Genomic DNA, 23470 nt, shown 5'->3' on the forward strand with positions numbered 1-23470 from the left:
CAGACAGGTCATGAAGCTGCAAACGCTCCTCTTCTGCCCCGCCGATGCGGAACGCAAAGTCTCCAGGGCTCTAGATAGCGCCGCCGACGCAGTTATCCTTGATCTTGAAGACAGCGTTGCTGCGAGCGCCAAAGCCGCAGCCAGGTCGGCCGCGGTGCATGTCCTCGCCGGCGCGACCACCCGGCCCGACCTCGTGGTGAGGATCAATCCGCAGGATACGTGCTGGTATCTTCCCGATCTCGTCGCTGTGGTGCCTCACAAGCCGAGGGCAGTGCTGCTGCCGAAATGCACCTCGCCCGACGCCCTGCGCAGGCTTGACCACCACCTGGAAGCACTGGAGGTGGCAAACGGTCTGCCTGCAGGGATGATTGCTATCCTGGCTCTGGTGACGGAAACAGCCGCCTCACTGCGGTGTATGGCCTATGACGGTGTAACGCCACGCCTGCGGGCGCTCCTGTTCGGCGCTGAGGACCTCGCCGCGGATTTTGGCATCTCGCCGCGTCATGTAGACGGGACGCTAACGGCGCCTATCGCCGCAGCGCGCGCTGCGTTGCTCGTCGCCGCTGCCCAGGCGCAGGTTCCTGCCATCGATACACCCTGGCCAGATCCGCGCGATCCTGCGGGGCTGCAAGCCGAGATCGCGGCGGCCGTGCGCGATGGCTTTGCCGGAAAGCTTTGCATCCACCCGAACCAGCTCGCACCCGTCGCTGCGGCCTTTACGCCTCCACCCGAGCGGGTCCGCTGGGCTGAGGCGGTGCATCGGCTCTTCATGGACCACCCAACGTCCGGTGTGCTGGTCCTGAACGGCAAGATGATCGACCGCCCGCATCTGAAACTCGCCGAACGCATTCTCGAAGCTGTGGCCTGCACCTCGGACGAGGTATGAGCCTGTGAGTCAAAAACTGGCCTACATCCCGAGATTCGCGCCTCAAGGGTACCGGGCGCCAGATTTGAGTCACCGCCAGTCCTACTGAGGCACGGAGGGGCTTTCGTCGGGGTTGGCAGGATCGTGTCCTTTGACGTGGTGTACCTGCATGAGGCCACGACAATCGCCGCCGATCAGGACACCGGCCTCTAGTTCCATATGGCGCCGCGCGGCTCGGAAGATATCGGCGAGCTCGAGCGACAGTCCCACTGGGCTCAGCTGCTCGGGCCGGCGCCTTCCATCGGCAGGGTGAGGCACTCGAGCGGGCTGGTCACCGCTCGGATCGTCTTGGTGGCGACCCGGTGGATATAGCGGGCGAGATAAGCCGGCACAGGCTCGGGCCCAGCGAAGGGCGGCCCAATCGCGGCTGGTCGCCTTGGAAGCAGGCGCCCCACAATGTCTGACAAAGATATTGCTATTGCTCAAATTTCGCGACTAGACCATGAATATCGCCAACCGACTTTGTCGGACAAACGGACTGACCTCGTCGCGCGCGATCAGATAAGCGCATCGATGTGTCGCTCGAGTGGGATGCACTATGGAGCAGTCGGACCAACCTGTTTTGATGACCCGGGACGGCGCCGTCGCGTGGCTGCGGTTCAACCGGCCGGCGGTGCTGAATGCCGTCGACGAGGCGATGGCCGTGGGGTTCCGCGACGGCTGCCGTGCGGTGGCCGAGGATGGCGGGTTCCGCGTTCTGGTCCTTGCCGGAAACGGCCGGAGTTTCATGGCCGGCGGCGACCTCGGCCGGTTCCACGCCGCCCCGGAGCGAGCCCCCGAGACGGCGGGCGCCATCATCTCAGCTCTCCATGAAGGCCTGACGATTCTCGATACCCTGGCCATTCCGGTCATCGTTTCGGTGCAGGGGCCGGTCGCCGGTGCCGGGTTCAGCGTCGTAACCGCCGCGGACCTGTGCATCGCCGCCGACAACGCGAGCTTCACGCTCGCCTATGCCCGTATCGGCGCGACGCTGGATGGATCCGCCAGCTACAACCTGCCTCGCCTGATCGGCCAGCGGCGTGCGCTGGAGCTGGCGCTGCTCGCCGACACGATCGACGCGCCGACGGCGCTCGGCTACGGCATCGTCAACCGCGTGGTTCCGCTCGAGGCGCTCGAGGTGGAGACCCGTCGGCTGGCGGAACGCCTGGCCGCAGGGCCGACTGCAGCCCTTGGCCGCATCCGCCGCCTGATACGTGAATCCTGGGAGCATAATCTCGAGGACCAGCTCGCGCTCGAGAAGGCGAATTTCCGAGCTGCCGCGGCGACCGAGGATTTCCGCGAAGGCATCGCCGCCTTCGCTGCCAAGCGGCGCCCGGCGTTCAGCGGCCGCTGACCATCCAAGACCAGGACATCTGGGAGACATCGTATGCATACCGACATCTTCATCGTGGGGACTGCCCGGACCGCCATTGGTGGCTTCGGCGGCAGCCTCAAGGACGTGCCGCTGACCCGGCTGGCGACGATCGCCGTCAAGGCAGCGCTCGACCGGTCCGAGGTCGCGCCCGATGCGGTCGGCCATGTCGTGATCGGCAACGTCATTCCGACCGAGACCAGCGATGCGTATCTGAGCCGCGTCGCCGCGATTGATGCCGGCATCCCGCAGGAAACCCCGGCGTTCAACGTCAACCGGCTGTGCGGCTCCGGGCTGCAGGCGATCGTGTCGGCGGCGCAGTCGATCGCACTCGGCGATACGGAGCTGGCGGTGGCGGGCGGGGCCGAAGCCATGAGCCGTGGACCCTATCTCATGCCGGCGGCCCGCTGGGGCGCCCGCATGGGCGACAACGCGGTGATCGACTACATGAACGGGATCCTGCACGACCCCTGGGGCAAGATCCACATGGGCGTGACCGCGGAGAACGTGGCCGAGCGCTATGGCATCAGCCGTGAGGCACAGGACGCTCTCGCTATCGAAAGCCAGCGCCGCGCTGCCCGCGCGATCGCCGAGGGTCGGTTCAAGGCGCAGATCGTTCCCGTCGAAGTCGCCACGCGCAAGGGCACGGTCGTGTTCGATACCGACGAGCATGTCCGCGCCGATGTGACCGCCGAGGGGCTCGCCAAGATGAAGCCGGTGTTCAAGCCCGGCGGCTCGGTCACGGCGGGCAACGCGTCGGGCATCAACGACGGCGCTGCCGCCGTGGTGCTGGCCGAGGCAAGACGGGCTGAAGCCTTGGGCCTGAAGCCGCTGGCCCGGCTGGTCGGCTATGCCCATGCCGGCGTCGATCCCAACTACATGGGCATCGGCCCGATTCCGGCGACGCGCAAGCTGCTGGCCCGCGTGGGCCTCACCGTCGCCGACCTGGACGTGATCGAGTCGAACGAAGCCTTCGCGGCCCAGGCCTGCGCGGTGATCCGCGAACTGGAGCTCGATCCGGCCAAGGTCAACCCGAACGGCTCCGGCATCTCGCTCGGCCATCCGGTGGGCGCGACCGGCGCCATCATCACCGTCAAGGCGATCCACGAACTGCACCGCATCGGCGGCCGCTACGCGCTCGTCACCATGTGCATCGGCGGCGGCCAGGGCATCGCCGCGATCTTCGAGCGGGTCTGACCGCATTCTCGGCAAGCGGAATAGGGAAAGAGGAACAGAGCATGGTTGCAAGCGTGGGCATCATCGGTGCCGGCACGATGGGCAGCGGCATCGCGCAGGTCTGTACGGTGGCGGAGCTGAGGGTCGTGATGACCGACACCTCAGACGCGGCGGTGAAGCGCGGCTTGAACAGCATCGCCGCCAGCCTCGACCGACTGGTGAAGAAAGACAAAATGACGGTCGATGCCCGTGAGGCGGCACTCGGCCGCATCTTGACCAGCACCGACCGTGCCGCGTTCGAGGGCTGCGACCTGGTGATCGAGGCTGCGACCGAGAACGAGGCGCTCAAGCTCGAGATCCTGAAGGGTGTCGGGCCGCTCCTGAAGTCCGATGCCATCATCGCGACCAACACGTCCTCGATCTCGATCACCCGGCTGGCGGCCGCGACCGACCGTCCCGACAGGTTCATCGGGACGCATTTCTTCAACCCGGTGCCGATGATGGCCCTGCTCGAGCTCATTCGCGGGCTCGAGACGTCCGACGAGACGCATGCGCGGACGATGGCCTTCGCAAAGCGGATCGGCAAGGCGCCGATCACCGCCAAGAACAGCCCCGGCTTTGCGGTCAATCGCATCCTTTGTCCGATGATCAACGAGGCGATCTTCGCCCTGCAGGAAGGGCTTGCGACCGCCGAGGACATCGATGAGGGCATGAAGCTCGGCTGCAATCATCCTATCGGGCCGCTGGCGCTTGCCGACCTGATCGGCCTCGACACCATGCTGTTCGTGCTGGACGAGTTCTATAAAGGCTTCAACGACCCGAAGTACCGCCCCGCGCCGCTTCTGAGGGAAATGGTCGATGCCGGCCGGCTCGGCCGCAAGTCCGGCAGGGGCTTCTACGACTATCGGGAAGCCGCCTGAGGCTCCCTGCGGGGCCAGACCTCGACCGCGAATCCGAAGCATCCCTCGACTCCTCGAAACCGGAGCTTGACAACCCGGCCGGAACCTTCGATCGTCACTTTGTCGGACAATCCGATAAAGAGATAATCGACCCTGCGAAAGGGCGATGACTTTGGGGGGAAGCGGCGATGCGGCGGTGCAGCGTGCAACTTCTGGGTTTGGCCCTGCTGGCCTCGGTATCGATCGGCGCGGCACGTGCCGAGATACCGGACCGGGGGGTCACGATCGGCGTGCTCACGGACCTGGGCGGTGTCTATACCGACCTCACGGGCAAGGGCTCGATCGAGGCCGCCAAGATGGCGGTCGAGGATTTCGGCGGCGCGGTGGGTGGCAAGCCGATCCGGATCCTGTCCGCCGATGGCCAGAACAAGGCCGATGTCGGCGCCTCGGTTGCCCGCAAGTGGATCGAGGACGAGAAGGTCGATGCCATTGCCGACACGCCCAACACCTCGATCGCGCTGGCGGTGCAGGAGATCACGCGCAACGCCAACAAGATCCTGCTGAACACCGGCGCCGGCTCGACCATCTTCACCAACAAGGCCTGCTCGCCGACCGCATTCCATTGGGTCTACGATTCCTATGCCATGGCCCATGGCACCGCAGCGGCGGTATTGGCCGAGGGCGGCTCGAGCTGGTACTTCCTGACCGCGGACTACGGCTTTGGCTATTCGCTGGAGAAGGACGCGAGCGACGTCATCATGGCCGGCGGCGGTAAGGTGCTGGGCAGCGCCCGTCACCCGCTCAACAGCGCCGACCTGTCGTCCTTCCTGCTGCAGGCCCAGGCGTCGGGCGCCAACGTGATCGGTCTCGCCAATGCCGGCGGCGACCTGATCAATTCGATCAAGCAGGCCCATGAGTTCGGCATCGGCGGCGCCAACCAGCGGCTGGCGGCGATGGTCACCTTCATCACCGACATCCATGCCTTGGGCCTGCAGACGGCTCAGGGCCTGATGCTGACGACCGGCTTCTACTGGGACATGGATGATCGCAACCGTGCCTGGTCGGAGCGCTGGGCCCAGCGGGTGGGTGGCGACCACAGGCCGACGATGCTCCAGGCCGGCGTCTATTCCGCGGTACTGCACTATCTGCGCGCGGTGAAGGCCGCCAATTCCACGGAGGGCGACGTGGTCGCGGCGAAGATGCGGGAACTGCCAATCGACGATTTCTTCGCGCGCCACGGGTCAATTCGTCCCGATGGGCGGATGATCCACGACATGTATCTGGCGCAGGTGAAGGCGCCGCAGGAATCGAAGAAGCCCTGGGACTACTACAAGATCCTGCGCACCATCCCGGCCGCCGAGGCGTTCCAGCCGCTTTCGCGCAGCGAGTGCTCGCTGGCCAAGAAATGACCGGCTTTCCCCGGCCCTTCGGCCACCCGGGACCGCCGCGAGGTTGGGGAATCGCTATGATCTCAGAGGAAGGTGTTCGGGCGTTGTCGGCAAACGGTTTCAGCACAGATGACCTGGAGCGGCATCTCATCCGCACGCTGCCGTCCTTCAGAGGTCCGGCGGCGCTAGAGCGGATATCGGGCGGGCAATCGAACCCGACCTTCTTCATCGAATCGCCGAGCCACCGGCTGGTCCTGCGCAAGCAGCCGGCGGGGCAGGTGCTGCAGTCGGCCCACGCGGTCGATCGGGAGCACCGGATCCAGAGCGTCCTCCGCGACACCGCCGTCCCGGTGCCGGGCATGGTCCATTTCTGTGCCGATGCCAGCGTCATCGGCACGCCGTTCTATGTGATGGAGCGCATGGACGGCCGGGTCTTCCCCGACTGCGCTCTCTCCTCGGCACCCGCAGGCGAGCGGGCGGCCATGTATCGCTCGGCAGCGGAGATGCTGGCGCGGCTGCATGCGATCGACTGGCGAGCGGCCGGGCTCGAGGGCTACGGCCGCCCCGACGGCTATTTCGAGCGGCAGGTCGCGCGCTGGACAAAGCAATGGCAGCAGTCGCGCACCCGCGACCTGCCGGAGGTCGAGCAGCTGATCTGCTGGCTGCCCCAGCATTTCCCGGCGCCGGGGCCCGCGACCATCGTTCACGGCGATTTCCGCATCGGCAACCTGATGTTCCATCCGCACGAGCCGCGCGTCGTCGCCGTGCTCGACTGGGAGCTCTCCACCATCGGCGACCCGATGGCCGATCTCGCGCATTTCGCCATCACCTGGGAGACCCGGCCCGAGGAGTACGGCGGGCTTATGGGCGAGGATCTGGCCGCCCAGGGCCTGCCGACGCAGGCCGACTTCCTGGCCTGGTACGCGGACGCCGCCGGTGCCGCCGAGCGCCTGACCCACTTCCATTCCGTGTTCGCGCTCTTTCGCTTCGCCGTCATTTTCGAGGGGATCGCTGCTCGGGCGCGGCACGGCAACGCGACGTCGGCGGAGGCGGAAGAGGTCGGCCGGCTGTCGGTGAATTTCGCCCGCCGTGCCCTCGACCTGATCGCGCGCGGCGTCCCTTGAGAGAGTGGGATAGAGCTCATGGAATTCGGATATTCGGACAAGGTCGAGGCGCTGCGCACCCGCCTCAACGCGTTCATGGAAGCTCATGTCCTGCCGGCGAACATCGCCTGGCATCGCGAGGCCCAGGAGGGGCGCTATCCCTTGGGGCTGATCGACCGGCTGAAGGCGAAGGCCTATGGGGAGGGCCTCTGGAACCTGTTCCTGCCGATGCTGCGGGAGGACGAGCCCGGCACGCCGCTGACCAACCTCGAATATGCGCCGCTCGCCGAGATCATGGGCCGCATCCCGTGGTCCGCCGAGGTCTTCAACTGCAACGCGCCCGACACCGGCAATATGGAAATCCTCCATATGTTCGGCACGCCCGCGCAGAAGGCGCAGTGGCTGGCGCCGTTGCTCGACGGCTCTATCCGTTCCTGCGTCGGCATCACCGAGCCGGACACGGCCTCGTCGGATCCGACCAATCTTCAGACCACGATCCTGCGCGACGGCGACCACTATGTGGTCAACGGGCGGAAGTGGTTCACGACCGGCGCCAAGCATCCCAACGCGCGCTTCGTCATCGTCATGGGCCTGTCCGACACCCGCACCGACGTCGATCCCCATGCGCGGCACACCATGGTCATCGTGCCGTTCGACACGCCCGGCGTCCGCATCGTCCGCGACGTGCCGATCATGCATCACCATGCGCCGGAAGGGCATTGCGAGGTGCTGTTCCGCGACGTCCGCGTACCGGCCCTGAACCTGCTCGGCGAAGAGGGGCGCGGATTCGCCATCGCGCAGGCGCGGCTCGGACCCGGGCGGGTGCATCACTGCATGCGTACCATCGGCCAATGCGAACTCGCGCTCGAGCTGATGCTGGATCGGGCGATGGAGCGGCAGACCTTTGGCCGCCACCTCTCCGACTATGCCAATATTCAGGACTGGATCGCCGAATCCCGCATCGAGATCGATCAGCTGCGGCTGCAGGTGCTGCGTGCCGCCTGGCTGATGGACCGCCAGGGCAACCAGGCCGCTCGCGTCGAGGTCTCGGCGATCAAGGTGGGTGCTGCACGGCTGCAGACCCGCGTGGTCGATCGGGCCATGCAGGTGTTCGGCGCCATGGGGCTGACGCCGGACACGCCGCTGGCGTTCCTGTGGACCTGGGGGCGGGCGCTCCGTTTCATCGACGGTCCCGACGAGGTTCATCTCCGGACCATCGCCCGTGACGAGCTGAAGAAGGCCAAGGCCAGGCGGGGAACATCGCTTGCCTATCTGGTCCCGCCCTACGAGCATCCTTGAGCGAGGGGCGAGCATGGTCGACATGATGCGCGCCTGGCTGGTCGAGCGGATCACCGAGGATGGCGAGATGGCGCTGGCCGAACGGCCGCGCCCGGTGGCGGCCGGCGACGGTTGCGTCATCCGGGTCGAAGCGGCCGGGGTCAACTTCCTCGATACGCTGATGATCCGCGGCCGCTATCAGGTGAAGCCGCCGCTGCCCTTCACGCCGGGGATCGAGGTCGCCGGAACGGTTGTCGAAGCCGGCCCCCAAAGCTCCAATCGTGTCGGCGATCGGCTGTGCGCCCTGCTCGATCATGGCGGGTTCGCCGACTATGTCCAGGTGCCGAGCGTCGGTTCCGAGCGCATTCCCGCAGACTTCCCGATCCGCGAGGCCGTGGCGCTGCCGATCATCTATCCGACCGCGCACCTGGCGCTGCGCCATCGGGCCAATCTTCGGACCGGCGAGACCGTCCTGATTCATGCCGGGGCCGGCGGAGTCGGGTCCGCGGCGATCCAGCTCGCCAAGCATTGGGGTGCCAGGGTCATCGCCACGGCGGGCGGGCCCGAGAAGACCGCGCTTTGCGTCGAGATGGGCGCGGATCAGGCGATCGATTACAGCGCGCAGCCGATTGTCGAGACCGTTCGCGAGATCACCGGCGGCACCGGTGTCGATGTGGTGGTCGATCCGGTCGGCGGTAAAATCGCGACCGAAAGCCTCAGGTGCCTCGCCTGGGGTGGGCGCCTCGTCATCGTCGGTTTTGCCGGCGGTGCGATCGCCGACCTGCCGTCGAACAGGCTGCTGCTCAAGAACGCCGCGGCGATGGGCGTGTTTTGGGGCGAATATCGGCGCCACCATCCGGATGTGATTCCACCGATGTTCGCTGAGCTCTTCGAACTTCGCCGGCAAGGGATCATCAAGCCGCTCATCCGCGACATCTTCCCTCTGGCCGATGCTCGGCAGGCCCTCCACGCGCTGGCAGGTCGCCGCACTGTCGGCAAGGTGATTCTGGTGCCGTGAAGGCTTTCCGAGCGGTTGCGCCCGCCCTGATACGGTTGAGAGTGCTGGTCGGGGACGATCACCAACTAAATGACAAAGCGCCGATGGAGCGCGCAGGGAGGAAGCATAATGATGATCCGTCGGGAACTCCATTTCGGCCGCGTCGTGCCCTGCTTCAGCGATCGGCTCCCGACCATCGATGCCACGTTCCGTGCCGCCGCCGCGGCCGGGCCGGCGGCCCCGGCCGTTATCGACGGAACCTCTCGCCTGTCCTATGGCGAGCTAGACCAGAGGGTCGAGGCTTTGGCCCGGGGGCTCACAGCCCGGGGCCTTCGGAAAGGGCATCGGCTAGCGACGCTGATCGGCAACCGCCTTGCCTTCGTCGAGCTTTCACTGGCCTGCGCCCGGCTCGGCATCATCCACGTGCCGCTCAACACCCGGCAGCGCAGGCCCGAGATCGAATATGCCCTGAACCAATGCGGTGCTGCGGCGATCGTGCACGAGGCGGCATCCGGTGCCGAGCTGCCGGACCCTGGGGCGGTGCCGGACCTGCGCCTGCGCTATGTGGTGGGTGGGAGCTTCGCCGGGTCGGAGCCCTATGAGCGGCTGTTCGAGAGCCCGGCAGCCGACGTCTCGCGTGCCGGGGTCGACGAGGAGGACCCGTTCGCCATCCTCTATACCTCCGGAACGACGGGCCGCCCAAAGGGTGCCGTGCTGTCGAACCTGGGCGCGGTGCATTCGTGCCTCAACTATCACCACGCGATGGGGCTCGGTCCCGCCGACCGCATGATCCTGGCCGTTCCGGCGGCCCATGTGACCGGCCTGATCGCCATCGTGCACGCCATTCTGAGCGTCGGCGGTTGCCTCATCATCATGTCTCAGTTCAAGGCGCGCGCGTTCCTGGAGCTGGTCGAGCGGGAACGGGCCACGGCCACGCTCATTGTGCCGGCCATGTACAATCTCTGCCTGCTCGACCCGGAGTTCGATCGTTTCGATCTCTCGTCCTGGAAGGTCGGTGCCTTCGGCGGCGCGCCCATGCCGGAGGCGACGGCCCGGCGGATGCGAGAGAAGTGCCCGCTTATGGCCCTGTTCAATGTCTATGGCTCGACCGAGACGACCTCGCCGGTCACGGTCTTGCCCCGGGACGCCGGGCCGGATCGTCTGGATTCGGTCGGTGTCGTGCTGCCGACCGTCGACGTTCGGGTCATGGGCGACGACGGGCGCGAGGTTCCAGCGGGTGAGCCGGGCGAGCTGTGGATTGCCGGGTCCACGGTCGTGCCGGGCTATTGGCAGAACGCGGAGGCCGATGAGACGGCTTTCGCCGGCGGGTACTGGAAATCCGGCGACATCGGCTCGATCGACGCCGAGGGATTCGTCCGCATCGTCGATCGCAAGAAGGACATGATCAACCGGGCCGGCTACAAGATCTACTCGGCCGAGGTCGAGGATGTGCTGACCTATCATCCGAGCGTCACCGAGGTGGCGGTCGTTGGCTATCCCGATCCCGTGCTTGGCGAGCGCGTCCAGGCATTCGTCGTGGTTCATCGTGAAACGAACGAGGGTGAGCTGCAGCGCTTCTGCGCCGAGCGGCTGTCGGACTACAAGGTTCCCGATCGCTTCATCTTCGTCGACGGGGCCCTGCCGCGGAATCCCAACGGCAAGCTGCTGAAGAACGCGCTTCGCAGATGGAACGAGCCGACGCCGGCCTGAAAGCGGATGAGCGATGCTCATTGTCCGACAAATGGACGATATGGCAGAATCGGGCTTTGACGAGAGGGCCGTTGCCCGATCGGTCGCCGCAGCGGTTTGAGAGGATTGATGCCAGATAGGGATCGCGAGCAAGAGGCCGGCGAGGCCGCCCCCGCAAGCCGCTTCGAGCCGATCGCAGCCTCTCCGGCCTATAAGCTGGTCGCCGACGCGATCGAGCGGCAGATCGTGTCGGGGCGCGTTCGGCCGGGAGAGGCGATCGGGACCGAGGCCGACCTGGTCAAGCAGTTCGGCGTCAACCGTTCGACCGTGCGCGAGGGCATCCGGCTGCTCGAGCAGGGTGGCCTCATTCGACGGGATTCGAGCCGGCGGCTCTACGCCAGCGTTCCCAGATACGACCGGCTTGCCACCCGCATCAGCCGGGCCTTCATCCTGCACGAAGTCACCTTCCGGGAGCTGTGGGAGGCGACGATGGCGATCGAATCTGCCGTCGTTGAGCTTGCGGCCGACCGGATTTCGGCGGACCAGCTTGGCGAGCTGGATCTCAACTTGCACAAGTCGCGCAACGCGCTCGACAAGCCTTCGGAGCTGGCGCTGCTCGATATCGAATTCCACACGATCCTGTGCAAGGCGGCCAACAACCGCGTCCTTCAGTTGGCGCGCGAGCCGGAAAACAAGCTGTTCTTCCCCACTACCGAAATGCTTTTTCAGAAGAATCCTCAGGCAGCCCAGCGCAACGTGAGGGCGCATGCGGCGATCATCGATGCGCTACACAAGCGTGACAAGGCAGAGGCGCTCTTGTGGATGAAACGGCACGTCAACGACTGGAAGAAGGGGTTCGAGCTGATCGGAAAGTCGATCGACGAACCAATCGACCGGATCTATGCGGAGCATGTGCTCGAGACGGCACAATGACTTTTGCATTCATGCCCTGAACTTCGTCCGGCACGCCGTCGCGCTTCGCCGGCGTGGACGCATTCAGCCAACGCTATCGAACGGCTGCTTCTTCGGAATTTGAATCCTAAGCCGTGACGTGCTCTCCGTCTTGGTACCGTTCAGACGTAGAGCCCTGCCATTTGTTGAGCTTGCTCCCGAGCTTGGACCGGCGGCGCCCGGCGCGCGTTCGTCAGCGTGGCCGGTCGCCGGCCTCGTCGACGGCGCGGGCCAGTTCGCGCAGCGCCGGCTCGGCCTGCTGGCGGCAGCCGAGCAGCAGATGCTCTGCGATCCAGGCCGCCGGCGTCGCGACGTCGCCCAAGCGCCGGAAGATCATGGTCGTGACCGGGGCGCCGCGGTCGCTCAGCGTTTCGAACCGGTCGCCGTCCTCGATGATGAGATCGCCCGGCCATTCGATCTTGGTGGCGCCATTGGGCCAGGACACCTCGCGCACGCTCTGGGCGCGGCGCAGGCGCAGCGACCCATTGAACGCCTTCGGCCGATTGAGCCAGACCGTTTCGTTCGGGCCGACGCAATAGATCGCCGAATGCTCCGGATCGACGGCGACCCCGTGATCGTCCATGGCGCGCTGGGCGACCGGCGATGCGCCCCGGCCGGCGCCGATGACCGAGGCGTCGACGCCCTGGCCGCGCAGCGCCTCGATCAGCCCGGCGGCGCCGCTCGTGGCCCCGGTCGGCGTGGCGGCGGCGAGCGTGCCGTCGAACGGCCCGCGGATGCGCACCATCTGGCCCGAGCGCAGCAGCAGGGCGATGCTGCCGCCGGCCGGCAGGTTCAGCGTCTGCGTGTCGGTGACGATCAGGCCCGGCACCTGCGCGGGCATGCTCGAGGAAATGACGACGGCGTCCTCCGCCTGGGCCCAGCCGACGGCCAGGGCGAGCGCGCCGGCGGCGAAGAGGAGCCGCGACAGCCGTCCGGCAACTCCCCAGCCTCCAGCGCCCCAGCCTCCAGCGCTCCTGAGACAGCAACGACCGTCCATCGCGGCAATCCCTCTGCAAGTCGCGGCCAATCGGCCCATCCGATTGGGCCAGCCTAGGCGGCCCGGATCGGCGGCGCTGTGCGGCGCCTCACATCGCCATCGATTTTCCTGGCCCGAGCCGCCTTGCCCGCACATTGCCCGACGGTCCCGGTTACTCCACGTAGATCGTGATCTTCTTCGACATGAGCGGCGGGTTGTGCGGGATGTGGTTGGCGTCGCCCATCAGCAGCTGCAGCGTGTGCTTGCCTGGCGGCAGATCGATGTAGGTCTCGGTCTGGCCCGCGCCGAAATGCAGATGGTTCTTGTCGTTCGGGATCTCCTGGTCCAGCGGCGGCAGGTCGACGTCGATCAGCAGGTGGTGATGGCCGGTGTTGGGCTTTTCGATGCCGGCGGGGGCCACGCCGAAATTGCGTGTGCCGAACCAGACCTTGATGTGCCTCGTGTGCAGCCGTTCGCCGTCGTTCGGCCAGCCGATATAGACATAGGCATCGGACGGTGCCGGCGTGCGGTGGCCGGCCGGCGTGCCGGCGGCCGTGGCGGCCGTCTGGTGTTCGTGCCCCTGGCTCTGCGCCAGGGTTGCTGCCGGCAGGAGGGTCGCCGCGATAGCGAGGCCACAGGCGAGCGGACCAAATGCACGCATGGAAATCTCCTTGGGGCAGGAGGTTATTGCGGGATCGTAATCGTGATCTTCTTGGACATGATCGGCGGATCGAACGACATGTGATTGGCGTCGGCGAACAGCAACTGCAGCGTGTGCTTGCCCGGCGGTAGCTCGATGCGCGCCTCGGTCTGGCCGGCGCCGAAATGCAGGTGGTTCTTGTCGTTCGGGATCTCTTCATCGAGCGGCGGCAGGTCCGTGTCGATCAGCAGGTGATGGTGGCCGGTATTGGGCCGCTCGATGCCGGCCGGCGCGATGCCGGCGTTGCTGAGCCCCATCCGGACCCAGAATTTGCCGTCCCTGATGACCGTGCCGTCGCGCGGCCAGATGATATAGACGGCGGCGCCCGCGGGTGCCGGCTTGCGGTCGGCGGCGGCGGCGCCGAGCCCTATGATCAGCGCCGCGACCAGGACGGCGGAAATCTTCTTCATGGCTGTCTCCTTCCTCCAGAGTGCGGCCGCGGGGCGACTGGGCCGGCGGCCCGTCGCGGGCATGCTCATTCGACCTCGGCGGCGACCCTGAGGCCGTTCGCGATATAGCGGACGGAGGCGTCGTACTGGCCGCGGGCGGTCGGCGTCACGTCGTTGTGGCCGGAGCGGAACGAGCCGCCGCGCAGCACGCGTGTGCGGCAGTTCTTCTGCTCGCGCGCGCTGCCGTCGGTGGGCGCCCCTTGGTAGGTCGGGTACCAGCAGTCGGCGACCCATTCGGCGACCCCGCCGCTGACGTCGAACAGCCCGAACGGGTTCGGCTTGAAGGACCCGACCGGCAGTGGCGTGCTCCTTTCCTGGGTGCCACCGCAATCCTCGCAGTTGGCGAGCCCCACGCCGGCCTCGTTGCCCCACCAGTACCGGGTCGTAGTGTTCGCTCGGGCGGCGTATTCCCATTCCGCCTCGGTCGGCAGCCGGTAGCGGTGACCGGTCTTCTGCGACAGCCAGACGACATATTCCTGGGCATCGTCCCAGCTGATGTTGTGCACGGGCGTCTGGTCCGTCGCGTCGACCATGCGCGGCACGGACGAGCACCCGTTCGCGGCGACGCAGGCCTTCCACTCGGCGACCGTCACCGGATGGACCGCCAGCGCGAAGGCGCGGAGCACCACATGATGGACGGGTGCTGCGCTGGGATCGCCGCTCACCTGGCCCATCGAGAAGCTGCCGGCGGGGATCTGCACCATGCCGGGGCAGGTCGGGCATTCCTGGAATGTCGTCTGGCCGTGCTCCGGCTTCGGCGGCGGGCTTGGCGCGGCCGCGACCTGATTGTCGGCCGGCATGCGCCGCGCGTCCGCCGCCCGGGCGGTGGGCTCCGGGCTCGCGGCCGGGGCGGGCGCCGTCGCCGTCTGTACGGGCTTCGCCGCGGGTGCCGGCGGTGGAGCGGTTGCCGGCTTGGGCGCCGGCGCCGTGGCCTGTGGGGCGGCCGCGACTTCGATGCGCTGGCGGGCCGCGTCGGCGAAGCGCGAGTCCGGGAACAGCTTCAGGTACGCCTCGATGGCGTCCCGGTCGCCCTCGTCCCGCACTCGCCGCCAGAGTGCTGCCTCCGAGGTGGCACCGATGCTCTCGTCCGCTGTGGCGACGCGGATCTGCAGGCGCCCCTCCGTGGTACCGCCGCGCCCGTCATCGGCGACGTAGCGCAGCACCCCGGCGTCGCCGACCGTTCCCGGCTCGGGCGTATAGGTCAGGATCTCGAGGTCGCCGGGTTGCATCCGGTCGCCGGTCTTGAGCACGGTGGCGCCCTTGCGCACGACGCCGCGCGAGGGCAGGCCGGTGATCGTCACGGTCAGCGCGCCGCCGTCCGGTGCTACGGGCGGACGGATGCCGAGGGCTGCCGGATAGATGCTAAGGATGCGCTCCGGCTCGACCACGGGCGGCCGGCGCGTCGGGATGACCCGGATCGGCAGGCTGCCGACGACCGTGCCGCCACGCCCGTCATCGACCAGGAAATCGAACGTGCCGACCGGCCCGGTCACTTTGGGGTCGGGCTTGAAGGTGGCCGTCGCGAATTTCTCGAGCGTCACGGCATCGTTCTGGGCCACGACCTTGCCATCGATGCGGATCTCGCCCGATTGCGGCAGGGACAGGATGCGGATGGTCAGCGGATCGTCGTCGGGTGCGGTCGGCCGGGGGACGCTGAGCGGGGTCGGGCCGGCCACGTCGGGAACGGAGAGTTCCGCGATCGAGCCGATGATCGGCGGGCGGTGCGGCGGGCGCGGGTAGAAATAGAACGGATCGGCGCCGAGCGAACTGAAGACATAGGGCTCCTGGCGGTAGTTCGTCGCCCGGAGCACCGTGTCGCGCACGCTGCGGAAGAACAGGCTGAGCTCGAGCCCCGGGATCTGCAGGTGGGCGAGCAGCGCCTGGGTGAACGGGCTGTCCTCGCCGGTGCCGTCGTCGGTGATCTCGTCGGCGCGGGTCGCCATGACGACGATGGTGTTGCGCGGTACGCGATCGACGCGGGCCAGCCCCTTCGGCTTGTCGACCGAGCGGCCGGCCATGCTCACGGACCGCGTCATCCGGTCGACGAACGGGTTGTTGCGGCAGGCGTCGAGCAGCAGGATGCCGATCTTCTTGGCCTGCGAGACCTCGCCGAGCGGCAGGTCGAGCGACAGCGCCTCATAGAGCAGGTCATGCTCGCGCTCGAGCTTGGCGTCGGCCGGGACGAGATAGTTCTCGTGGTCGACCTGCATGCCGTGTCCGGCGAAGAAGATCAACGCCACGTCGGCCGACTGGGCCTTGAGCCCGAACTCCCGGAGCGCCCGGCCGAGCCCGCGATAGTCGGGATCATAGGACTCGTCGACGGTGAAATTCAGGCGGCGCAGCGCCTCGGCCATCCGTCGCGCGTCGTTGCCCGGATTGGCGAGCGGCGGCGCGAACTGGTACTTGCTGATGCCGATGACCAGCGCCACGCGGGTGTCGCTGGTGACCACCGTCGCCGCATCCGATGCCAAGGGCTGGATCAGGAGGAAGCAGGCGATCACGCAAAGCAACAATCCCCACCGCCGCGGTGCCGATGCGCGTCCCTGCTGCGATTGCACGGCCATCACATCACCTCAATGAACATCCTTCCAACACTGATCCGTTCGCCGCCGACCTGGCGGAAATCCTCGATGAGGTCGTCGATGCCATGGACCGGCAGGGGCGCCAGGTCCTCTGCCTTGAGCTGCTGCGGCAGCCGGAGCCCGAATTCGATCGGGGCCGCGACGCAGGCGACCGCTTCCCGGGCGCGCGACGTGTCCAGTCGGATGCTGAACGCCCGTGCCGCGCCCGGCGGGATCTGCACCGCGGCACCGCCCCGCACGAAGGCGTTCGGCTGGAACCGGTTCGGGAAGATGCGCGCCACGGCGCCGTCGGCGTCCTGGTAATAGCAGTAGAGGAAGCCGTCCCGATTGGTGCGCGCCTCGACCACGAGCAGGTCGTCGACGCGATAGGTCGGGTGCTCGCCGCGATCGGTGCTGAGGACGACCGCGACCGGTGGTGGCTCCGCAGCTGCCGGCGGGGCGGCCACGGGCGCCGGGTCCGGCGCCAGGTCCGGCGCCAGGTCCGGCGCGGACGGCGGCGGCGGTACGAGCGCTGCGGTTTCCACCGGCCGGCCGGCGGCCGCGAGCAGGCGATAGTAGACGTCGAAATCGACGCGGCCGCTGGCGATCAGGTCGTGTGCCGCCTGGTAGCGGGCCACGGCGTCGCGCAGCGCCGGGTCGGCGCTGTCGTCGACCGGCCCGTCGTAGTAGCCGGCGCGGGCGAGGCCCGTCTTGGCGAAGCGGACGCGCTCGGCCTCGCCCATGGCGTCGTACCATTCGCGCGCTTCGGCCCGGTAGGTCGGGTTGGTCTGGTCGATCTCCAGGCACTGCCAGTAGGGCACGCGCGTGAGCTTGCCCAGCACCTCGATCGTCGAGAGCTCGATCAGGTCGCGCGCCGCCTGGTGGAAGCCTTCGGACCGGTCGAGTGCCACGGAGAAGGTGAGGCCGGCCTTGCCGATCACGCCGCCGACGTCGCCGCCATGGCCGCTGCGCACGACGGCGATCGAATTGCTGGCCGACATGCCGGGCAGGATCTGGCGGCTGACGAGCTTGCCGATGTTGAGGTCGACCGACATGACGGACACGACCTGATCGCTCGAAACGGCGAGATCGACCGACGGCAGGGACAGGGCGGCGCCGGCATGGGAGTCGAGCACGTTGGCGTCAAGCTGGGTGATCGCGCCGCGGATGTAATAGCTGGGCGCCACGAATTCAGGGCGCAGGCCCACCAGTTGCGACAGGAACTGCACGTCGATCTGCGTCGGATCGTAGTCGACGAAGCGGAAGGCGCCGCTCTTCGCCGACATCTTCGCGACCGCCGTGATCAGCATTTCCTTGGTGCCGGCCGTGATCATGCCGGTCGCGTCCGGCACGCCGGCGCTGGTCACGTAAATGTCCCGCTTGCCCTGGACCAGGAAGAGCTCGTCCATGCAGCGGAGCGATTCGCTGAAGCTGGTGATGGTGCGGGCCGGCGCCGTCCGCGGCTCGACCGCGACATGCGCCATCTCGGGGTTGGGATGGCAGGCCGCCAGGGTCAGGGCTGCCAGGGCCAGGGCAACGGCCAGAAGCGGCAGGCGCATGCGCCGTGGATCGGTGGCAAACCGGTGCTGCTCTCGGCGAAAGCCGCGTTTCCACATGGCAGTAACGCTCCCGCTCGTGCGGTTCGTCGACTCGAAAATACCGCGCGTGTCGTGACTTAACAACGAGAAATGGAAAAATATCTGTGAAGCAGTTCACGGATAATGTTAGCATTTTGCGATTTGTATTATCACCAACTAATAGTTGAAGGACGGAATTCACAATAATCAGCGATGTTATATCGCTGATAGGTTGTTATTTATTTAATATAATCTTGTTTGATGCGAAGGTGCCTAAGGAGCGATTGGTCGCGCTGCTGGTCAGGGCCGCCCGCACTCCAGCGCGTTCGCGACGAACGGGCCGGCAGCAGGGAGATGGCCGACATGGTGCGCATCGCCTTCGACAAGGAGCTCGTCCTTGCGAGCAACTTCCTGCTGCAGCACTTGAACCGCGACGAGCTGCGCGAGCTGGCGGCAACGACCTCGCTCACCGATTACGGGCCGCGCGCGGTGATCTTCCAGAAGGGCGACCCCGGCACGAGCATGATGGCGGTGATCCGCGGGCGGGTGAAGATCTGCACCCATTCGCTCGAGGGCAAGGAGCTGGTGCTCAACATCATCAACCGCGGCGGCGTGTTCGGCGAGATCGCCCTGCTCGACGGCGAGCCGCGCACGGCCGATGCCGTGACGCTCGAGGAGACCAACCTGCTTGTCCTCGAGCGCACGCGCTTCGTGCCGTTCCTGGCCGACCATCCGGACGTGGCGCTGCGGCTGATCTCGATGCTGTGCAAGCGCCTGCGGCAGACGAGCGAGCATCTCGAGGACACGATGTTCCTCGAGGCGCCGTCGCGGCTCGCCCGCTGCCTGCTGCGCCTCGCGAGTGCCTTCGGCAAGCCGGACGGCACGGGCGTGCGGCTCGACATCAAGCTGTCGCAGCAGCAGCTGGGCTGCCTGATCGGCGTGTCACGCGAGAGCATCAACAAGCATCTGGGCGAATGGCAGCGCGACGGGCTCATCGGGGTCGAAAGCGGCTACATCACGCTGATTGACCAGGGGGCGCTCGAGGCGATCGGCTGTGCCGAGCCGGGCAATGCCGCGGCCGAGCTTGCGGCGCGGGCTCAGTCGGCGGCGCCGAGGATCCTGTAGACGCCGACCGGCTGCCGCTTGCCGCGCAGGCTGACGCTGCCGACCTCGGCCGCGCGGAACCGGCCGTCCAGCCGGCCCCAGGTCGGCTCGCCGACCAGGATCACGCAATCCTGCGGCCCGTCGACATGCTGCTTGCCCTGCGCCTCGAGCCGGGACGCCGTATTGGCCGTATCGCCCAGCAGGCAATATTCCATATGCGCGCCGCTGCCGAGGCTGCCGGCGACGAGTGGGCCGGTGAAGATGCCGATGCGGATGCCGGCCGTCGGCAGTCCTTCCGCCGCCCAGGCGGCGTTCAGCTGCTGCATCGCCGCCACCATCGCAAGCGCGCTCTGGACGGCGTTCCGAGCGTCCCGATCGATCTCGGCTTCGGTCCGCCGCGCGACCGGTGCGCCGAACGCGGCCAGGATGCCGTCGCCGATGAAGCGCAGGACGACGCCGTCATGCGCGGCCACGACGTCCACCATCGCGTCGATATAGCGGTCGAGCCAGGCGATGAGCGGGGCGGGCGGCAGCGCCTCGCAGATCGGCGTGAAGCCGGCGATGTCCGAGAACAGCACGGTCGCCGTCAACTCGAGCGGCCGGGGATGGCCGCCGTCGAGGAAACTGTCGCGCTCCTTCCAGAATTCGCGCACGATCGGCTCGCCGACGAAGCGCGAGAACAGCTGCATCAGCACCTTTCGGTCGCGCCGTTCGAGCCAGCCGCGCCAGCTGCGGGCGCCGCCCGCGCCGAGGCTGAGGGCGAGCGTCGGCGCCAGCGGCGCCACGAGCGGGGCGCCGATGCTGAAGGCGGCGAGCGCGCCGGCCCAGATGGCCGCGATCAGCACGGTAACGGCGGCGATCGGCAGCACGCTGTCGTTGACGGCGACCAGCGCCATGCCGATCGCGGCCGCCGCCGCCACGGCGCCGCGTTCGATCCAGGGGCTGGGGGCCGCGAGCGCTGCCCCGTCCAGGATCTGGGCCAGCGCGTGGGCATGAATCTCGACGCCGAACATCGGGTGGGCGAACACCGTGAGCGGCGTCAGATGCTCGTCCTGGCCCGGGATCAGCAGTCCGACGAGGGCGATCCGGTCCTTGAGCCAGGCGGCCGGCAGCGACGGCACCAGCTGGGCCGGATAGATCGGGAAGGCCGTTGCCCCTCGGGCCGCGGGACGCCAGTCGATGCGGAATGGCCGGGCGGGCGGCTTGCCGCCGGCGACCTCGGCAAGCGCCGCCGCGAAACTCGGCGAACCGTTGCCGTCGCGCGGGATATGGAGACGGACCATCCCATCGAACATATCGCGCGCGAGATTGGTGTAGCCGTGACGGCAGCATGCGACGAAGGCGTCCAGGTAGCGGCGTTGCGCCGGCGACAGTGCCGTTTCTCTGGCGATCGAGCCGATCACTACTGGCGTCGGGACCTCGCGCAGCGCGGTCTCGAGCATGCGGTCCTTGTCCGGCTCGGTCGCCTGGTCGAACACGATGTCGAGGCCGATCGCCCGCACGCCCCGCTCCGACAGCGTCTCGATGAGCCGCGCGAGGAACGCGCGGTCGAGCGGCGATCGATAGGACATGAGGCTGAGCGTGTCCTCGTCGAGGCCGATGATGACGATCCGGTCGCTCGGCGGGCGCGGCGGGGTGAAGAAGCGGATCGCGAGGCTCTCGAACAGAAGGTCCGCCGCCGCGATCGGCGAGGGCGGGCCCGCGAGCGCGAAGGCCGCCCCGATGGCGCCGAGGAACAGCAGCACCGATCCTGCGACCGTCGCCGCCATCTTCCGCGCCGCGCGCCTCGATGCGGCCTGCTCCATGACGGCCCCTAAAAGACGGCCAGCGGCGGTCAAAACGATGGCCTTTGTGGACTGCCTCACAGTCGGCCGGACGATGCCGATCTAGCATCCGGGCGACTGTAACACAGGAGGATCCCATGCGCTTCTCGACCCGTGTGGCCGTCGTCGCCCTCGCGATCGCTGCCGGCCTCTCCGCCCACGCCTATGCCCAGGTCGTGGGGCCGGCCGAGGTCCGGATGTTCGAGGACACGCCGTCGCTCGAGCAGCTGCGGGCGATCCTCATCCCGGAATCGCTTCCGGGCACCACGCGCAAGATCGTGATCTCGGGCCACGATGCGCCGGAGCCATCGAGCCCGGTCCATGCGGCGTCGATGCCGACAGGGGCATTGCCCGCCGCTCCAATGCCCGCCACTCCAATGTCCGCCGCTCCAATGCCCGTCGCCATGCCGACCGCGCTGCCGGCATCGATGCCGACCGCCATGCCGAACGCCGTTCCCGCGCCGCATCCGATCGTCCGGCACGAGCAGGCCGCTGCTGCGGCACCGCAGGCAGGCCGGGAGACGCCGGGCGCCGTCGGCTTCCGCATCAATTTTGCCTTCAACTCGGCCGCAATCCCCCGGGCCAACCAGCCCCAGCTCGACCGCATCGTGCAGCTGATGCGCGAGGTTCCGACGCTGGCGCTCACCGTCGAAGGGCATACCGACGCCGTCGGCAGCGCCGACTACAACCTCGATCTGTCGCGCCAGCGGGCGCTGGCGGTCGCGCGCTATCTCGTCATGCAGGGCGTCGATCCCGATCGGCTGCAGGCCACGGGCAAAGGCAAGACCGAGCCGCTGACGGCCGATCCCTATGCAGCCGAGAACCGCCGCGTCCAGTTCGTGCGCCGCGATGCCGGCCGCTCGACCTGATACCGCCACTCCGACGCCGCCACTCCGACGACGCGGGGCTGATCGGCGGAGACGCGGCAACCCCGCCCCGTTGTCGGCGTTGGGAGGATTGGCGTCGGGAGGATTGGCGCCGGGAGGATTGACGCCCCCTCAGCCGCGCTCATTATGAAGACGGGCGGCGTCATCCGGCCCGCTTTCAAGCTTGTGGCGTCGAGAGGTGTGCGGTGGTCGCACCGGGCTATCGACAGCTTGCTGTGCCGGCCATCGTCCTGGCCACGACCTTCCTTGCCTATCATCTGATCGGCGGACCGGCGGTCGTCGCCGACGGTGGCATCAGCGCCGGTGCGCTGGCCGTGATTCGCGACGCGTCCGGCATCGGCGTCTGGCTCGCGCTCGCCTGGCTCGGCGCGCGCAGCGTCGATCTGCTGCTGCGGCGGCTGGCGCTTGCCGGCCAGCGCCCGGCGCCGCCGCCGCGCTTGCTGAGCGATCTGCTGCGTGGGCTGCTGTTCGCGCTGGCCGCGATCGCCATCTTCATCTTCGTGTTCGACCAGCCGGCAACGGGCCTGATCGCCACCTCGAGCGTGGTGATCGCCGTGGTCGGCTTTGCGCTGCGCTACATCATCAGCGATGTCTTCTCCGGCATCGCACTTAACTTCGATCATCCGTACCGCATCGGCGACTGGGTCGAGACCTCGCCGGGTGTCGTCGGCCGAGTGACTGAGATCACCTGGCGGGCGACCCGGCTGTTGACACGCGACGGTATCGCCATTGTTGCGCCCAACGGCCTGATCGCGACCGGCCGGCTCGTCAACTACAGCGAGCCGGAGCCGACTTTCCGCACGAGCATCAAGCTGTCGCTCGATGGTGCTGTGCCGAGCGAGCGAGCAAAGCGCCTGCTGCTCGCCGGTGCCATGGCCGCGACGCGTGCCTATCCGGACCTGCGGCCGGACGTGCTGGTCCAGGATTGCGGCGACGACGGCATCCATTACGTCGTCCGCTTCTGGGTCCCGAACTATGGTGAGGAAAACACCTGTCGCGATGTCGTCATGTCCGAGGTGCTGCGTGGGCTCCGTCGCGGCGGCGTCGTGCTCGCCATGCCGAAGCGCGCGATCGCCCTGTCGCGGGACGGCCGGGCCGATACGCGGCGGCGCACCGCGCTCGAGACCCTGGTCGCCGAGACCGAGCTGTTCCAGGCGTTCGAGCCGGAGGAGCAGGCGGTCCTGGCCGGACGGCTGCGTGAGCGGCGCGTCGAGCGGGGCACCGTCGTCGTCCGCGAGGGCGAGCCGGGCGGCTCGCTGTTCCTGGTCGCGGAAGGGGCGCTCGACGTCAGGCTGCATGTCTTGAACGGCAACGAGACGACGGTCGACCGGATGGTGCCGGGCGATCTGTTCGGCGAGATCTCGCTCCTGACCGGGGCGCCCAGGACCGCGTCGGTCGTGGCGATGACGGACGCGGTGCTCTACGAGATGTGCAAGGACGATATCCATCCGCTGCTGCAGCAGCGCCCTGAGCTGGGCGAGCCGCTCGCGGCCCTGATGGCCGAGCGGCAGCAGCACAATCTCAATCGGATGCAGGCGCTCGAGCAGGCGGCGAACGGAGCCGCGGCGCCGAGCTCGGAGGACCTGCTGCGCCGCCTGCGCAGTTTCTTCGGCCTGACGGCGCGGAGCTGAGCCGC

Annotated in this window: 19 protein-coding genes; 13 read left to right on the top strand and 6 right to left on the bottom strand. The window is 67.7% G+C overall.

Going from position 1 to position 23470, the window contains the following annotated elements; translation table 11 throughout:
* Positions 1-10: 10 nt before the first annotated feature.
* From IEY58_RS10600 to IEY58_RS10645, 10 genes are all read left to right on the top strand, one after another.
* Positions 11-886 carry an HpcH/HpaI aldolase/citrate lyase family protein gene (locus IEY58_RS10600; RefSeq protein ID WP_189045453.1) on the top strand — a complete coding sequence of 292 codons (876 nt, stop codon included), beginning with the start codon at positions 11-13 and terminating at the stop codon, positions 884-886.
* A gap of 604 nt (positions 887-1490) precedes the next feature.
* Positions 1491-2258, top strand: a complete 768-nt coding sequence (locus IEY58_RS10605; protein WP_229743642.1) for an enoyl-CoA hydratase/isomerase family protein — start codon at positions 1491-1493, stop codon at positions 2256-2258.
* A gap of 33 nt (positions 2259-2291) precedes the next feature.
* Positions 2292-3473: an acetyl-CoA C-acyltransferase family protein gene (locus IEY58_RS10610; protein WP_189045457.1), complete on the top strand. Its 1182-nt coding sequence runs from the start codon at positions 2292-2294 to the stop codon at positions 3471-3473.
* 41 nt (positions 3474-3514) lie between these two features.
* Positions 3515-4372: a 3-hydroxybutyryl-CoA dehydrogenase gene (locus IEY58_RS10615; RefSeq protein ID WP_189045459.1), complete on the top strand. Its 858-nt coding sequence runs from the start codon at positions 3515-3517 to the stop codon at positions 4370-4372.
* Between the two features lie 167 nt (positions 4373-4539).
* Entirely contained in the window at positions 4540-5760 is a 1221-nt protein-coding gene (locus IEY58_RS10620) for an ABC transporter substrate-binding protein (protein WP_189045461.1), read from the top strand.
* Positions 5761-5843: 83 nt separating this feature from the next.
* Positions 5844-6863 (top strand): phosphotransferase family protein, encoded by a 1020-nt coding sequence (locus tag IEY58_RS10625; protein ID WP_229743643.1) that lies wholly within the window; start codon positions 5844-5846, stop codon positions 6861-6863.
* Between the two features lie 18 nt (positions 6864-6881).
* Positions 6882-8141, top strand: a complete 1260-nt coding sequence (locus tag IEY58_RS10630) for an acyl-CoA dehydrogenase family protein (protein WP_189045465.1) — start codon at positions 6882-6884, stop codon at positions 8139-8141.
* Between the two features lie 67 nt (positions 8142-8208).
* Entirely contained in the window at positions 8209-9138 is a 930-nt protein-coding gene (locus IEY58_RS10635; protein ID WP_189045466.1) for an NADPH:quinone oxidoreductase family protein, read from the top strand.
* A 108-nt stretch (positions 9139-9246) separates the two neighbouring features.
* A complete protein-coding gene (locus tag IEY58_RS10640) occupies positions 9247-10827 on the top strand; it encodes a class I adenylate-forming enzyme family protein (RefSeq protein WP_229743644.1) in 1581 nt (526 codons plus the stop codon).
* Positions 10828-10935: 108 nt separating this feature from the next.
* On the top strand, positions 10936-11739 hold the full coding sequence (locus IEY58_RS10645; RefSeq protein ID WP_189045468.1) for a FadR/GntR family transcriptional regulator: 804 nt from the start codon (positions 10936-10938) through the stop codon (positions 11737-11739).
* Between the two features lie 211 nt (positions 11740-11950).
* Here the strand turns inward: IEY58_RS10645 and IEY58_RS10650 are convergent, their stop codons facing one another.
* The 5 genes from IEY58_RS10650 to IEY58_RS10670 all read right to left on the bottom strand — a co-directional run bounded on the left by IEY58_RS10650 (position 11951) and on the right by IEY58_RS10670 (position 18002).
* Positions 11951-12754 carry a hypothetical protein gene (locus IEY58_RS10650; protein ID WP_189045470.1) on the bottom strand — a complete coding sequence of 268 codons (804 nt, stop codon included), beginning with the start codon at positions 12752-12754 and terminating at the stop codon, positions 11951-11953.
* A gap of 151 nt (positions 12755-12905) precedes the next feature.
* Positions 12906-13394 carry a DUF4399 domain-containing protein gene (locus IEY58_RS10655; RefSeq protein ID WP_189045472.1) on the bottom strand — a complete coding sequence of 163 codons (489 nt, stop codon included), beginning with the start codon at positions 13392-13394 and terminating at the stop codon, positions 12906-12908.
* 23 nt (positions 13395-13417) lie between these two features.
* Positions 13418-13843, bottom strand: a complete 426-nt coding sequence (locus IEY58_RS10660) for a DUF4399 domain-containing protein (RefSeq protein WP_189045474.1) — start codon at positions 13841-13843, stop codon at positions 13418-13420.
* A 65-nt stretch (positions 13844-13908) separates the two neighbouring features.
* Complete coding sequence (locus tag IEY58_RS10665; RefSeq protein WP_189045476.1) at positions 13909-16383, bottom strand: SUMF1/EgtB/PvdO family nonheme iron enzyme; 2475 nt, start codon at positions 16381-16383, stop codon at positions 13909-13911.
* A gap of 62 nt (positions 16384-16445) precedes the next feature.
* Complete coding sequence (locus tag IEY58_RS10670; RefSeq protein WP_189045478.1) at positions 16446-18002, bottom strand: DUF4384 domain-containing protein; 1557 nt, start codon at positions 18000-18002, stop codon at positions 16446-16448.
* Between the two features lie 381 nt (positions 18003-18383).
* Here IEY58_RS10670 and IEY58_RS10675 point away from each other — a divergent pair, with 381 nt between their 5' ends.
* Positions 18384-19145 (top strand): Crp/Fnr family transcriptional regulator, encoded by a 762-nt coding sequence (locus tag IEY58_RS10675; RefSeq protein WP_189045480.1) that lies wholly within the window; start codon positions 18384-18386, stop codon positions 19143-19145.
* Here the strand turns inward: IEY58_RS10675 and IEY58_RS10680 are convergent.
* The gene (locus IEY58_RS10680; RefSeq protein WP_189045482.1) at positions 19118-20893 is read right to left on the bottom strand and encodes an adenylate/guanylate cyclase domain-containing protein; all 1776 of its coding nucleotides are present in this window, start codon (positions 20891-20893) and stop codon (positions 19118-19120) included. The two genes, IEY58_RS10675 and IEY58_RS10680, sit on opposite strands and share 28 nt — an antisense overlap.
* Before the next feature lie 152 nt (positions 20894-21045).
* Between IEY58_RS10680 and IEY58_RS34345 the strand changes: the two genes are divergently transcribed.
* Entirely contained in the window at positions 21046-21816 is a 771-nt protein-coding gene (locus IEY58_RS34345) for an OmpA family protein (protein WP_229743645.1), read from the top strand.
* A 203-nt stretch (positions 21817-22019) separates the two neighbouring features.
* Positions 22020-23465, top strand: a complete 1446-nt coding sequence (locus IEY58_RS10690) for a mechanosensitive ion channel family protein (RefSeq protein ID WP_189045484.1) — start codon at positions 22020-22022, stop codon at positions 23463-23465.
* Positions 23466-23470: the final 5 nt, after the last annotated feature.

The organism is Aliidongia dinghuensis, assembly GCF_014643535.1.
Classification (GTDB): Bacteria; Pseudomonadota; Alphaproteobacteria; order ATCC43930; family CGMCC-115725; genus Aliidongia; species Aliidongia dinghuensis.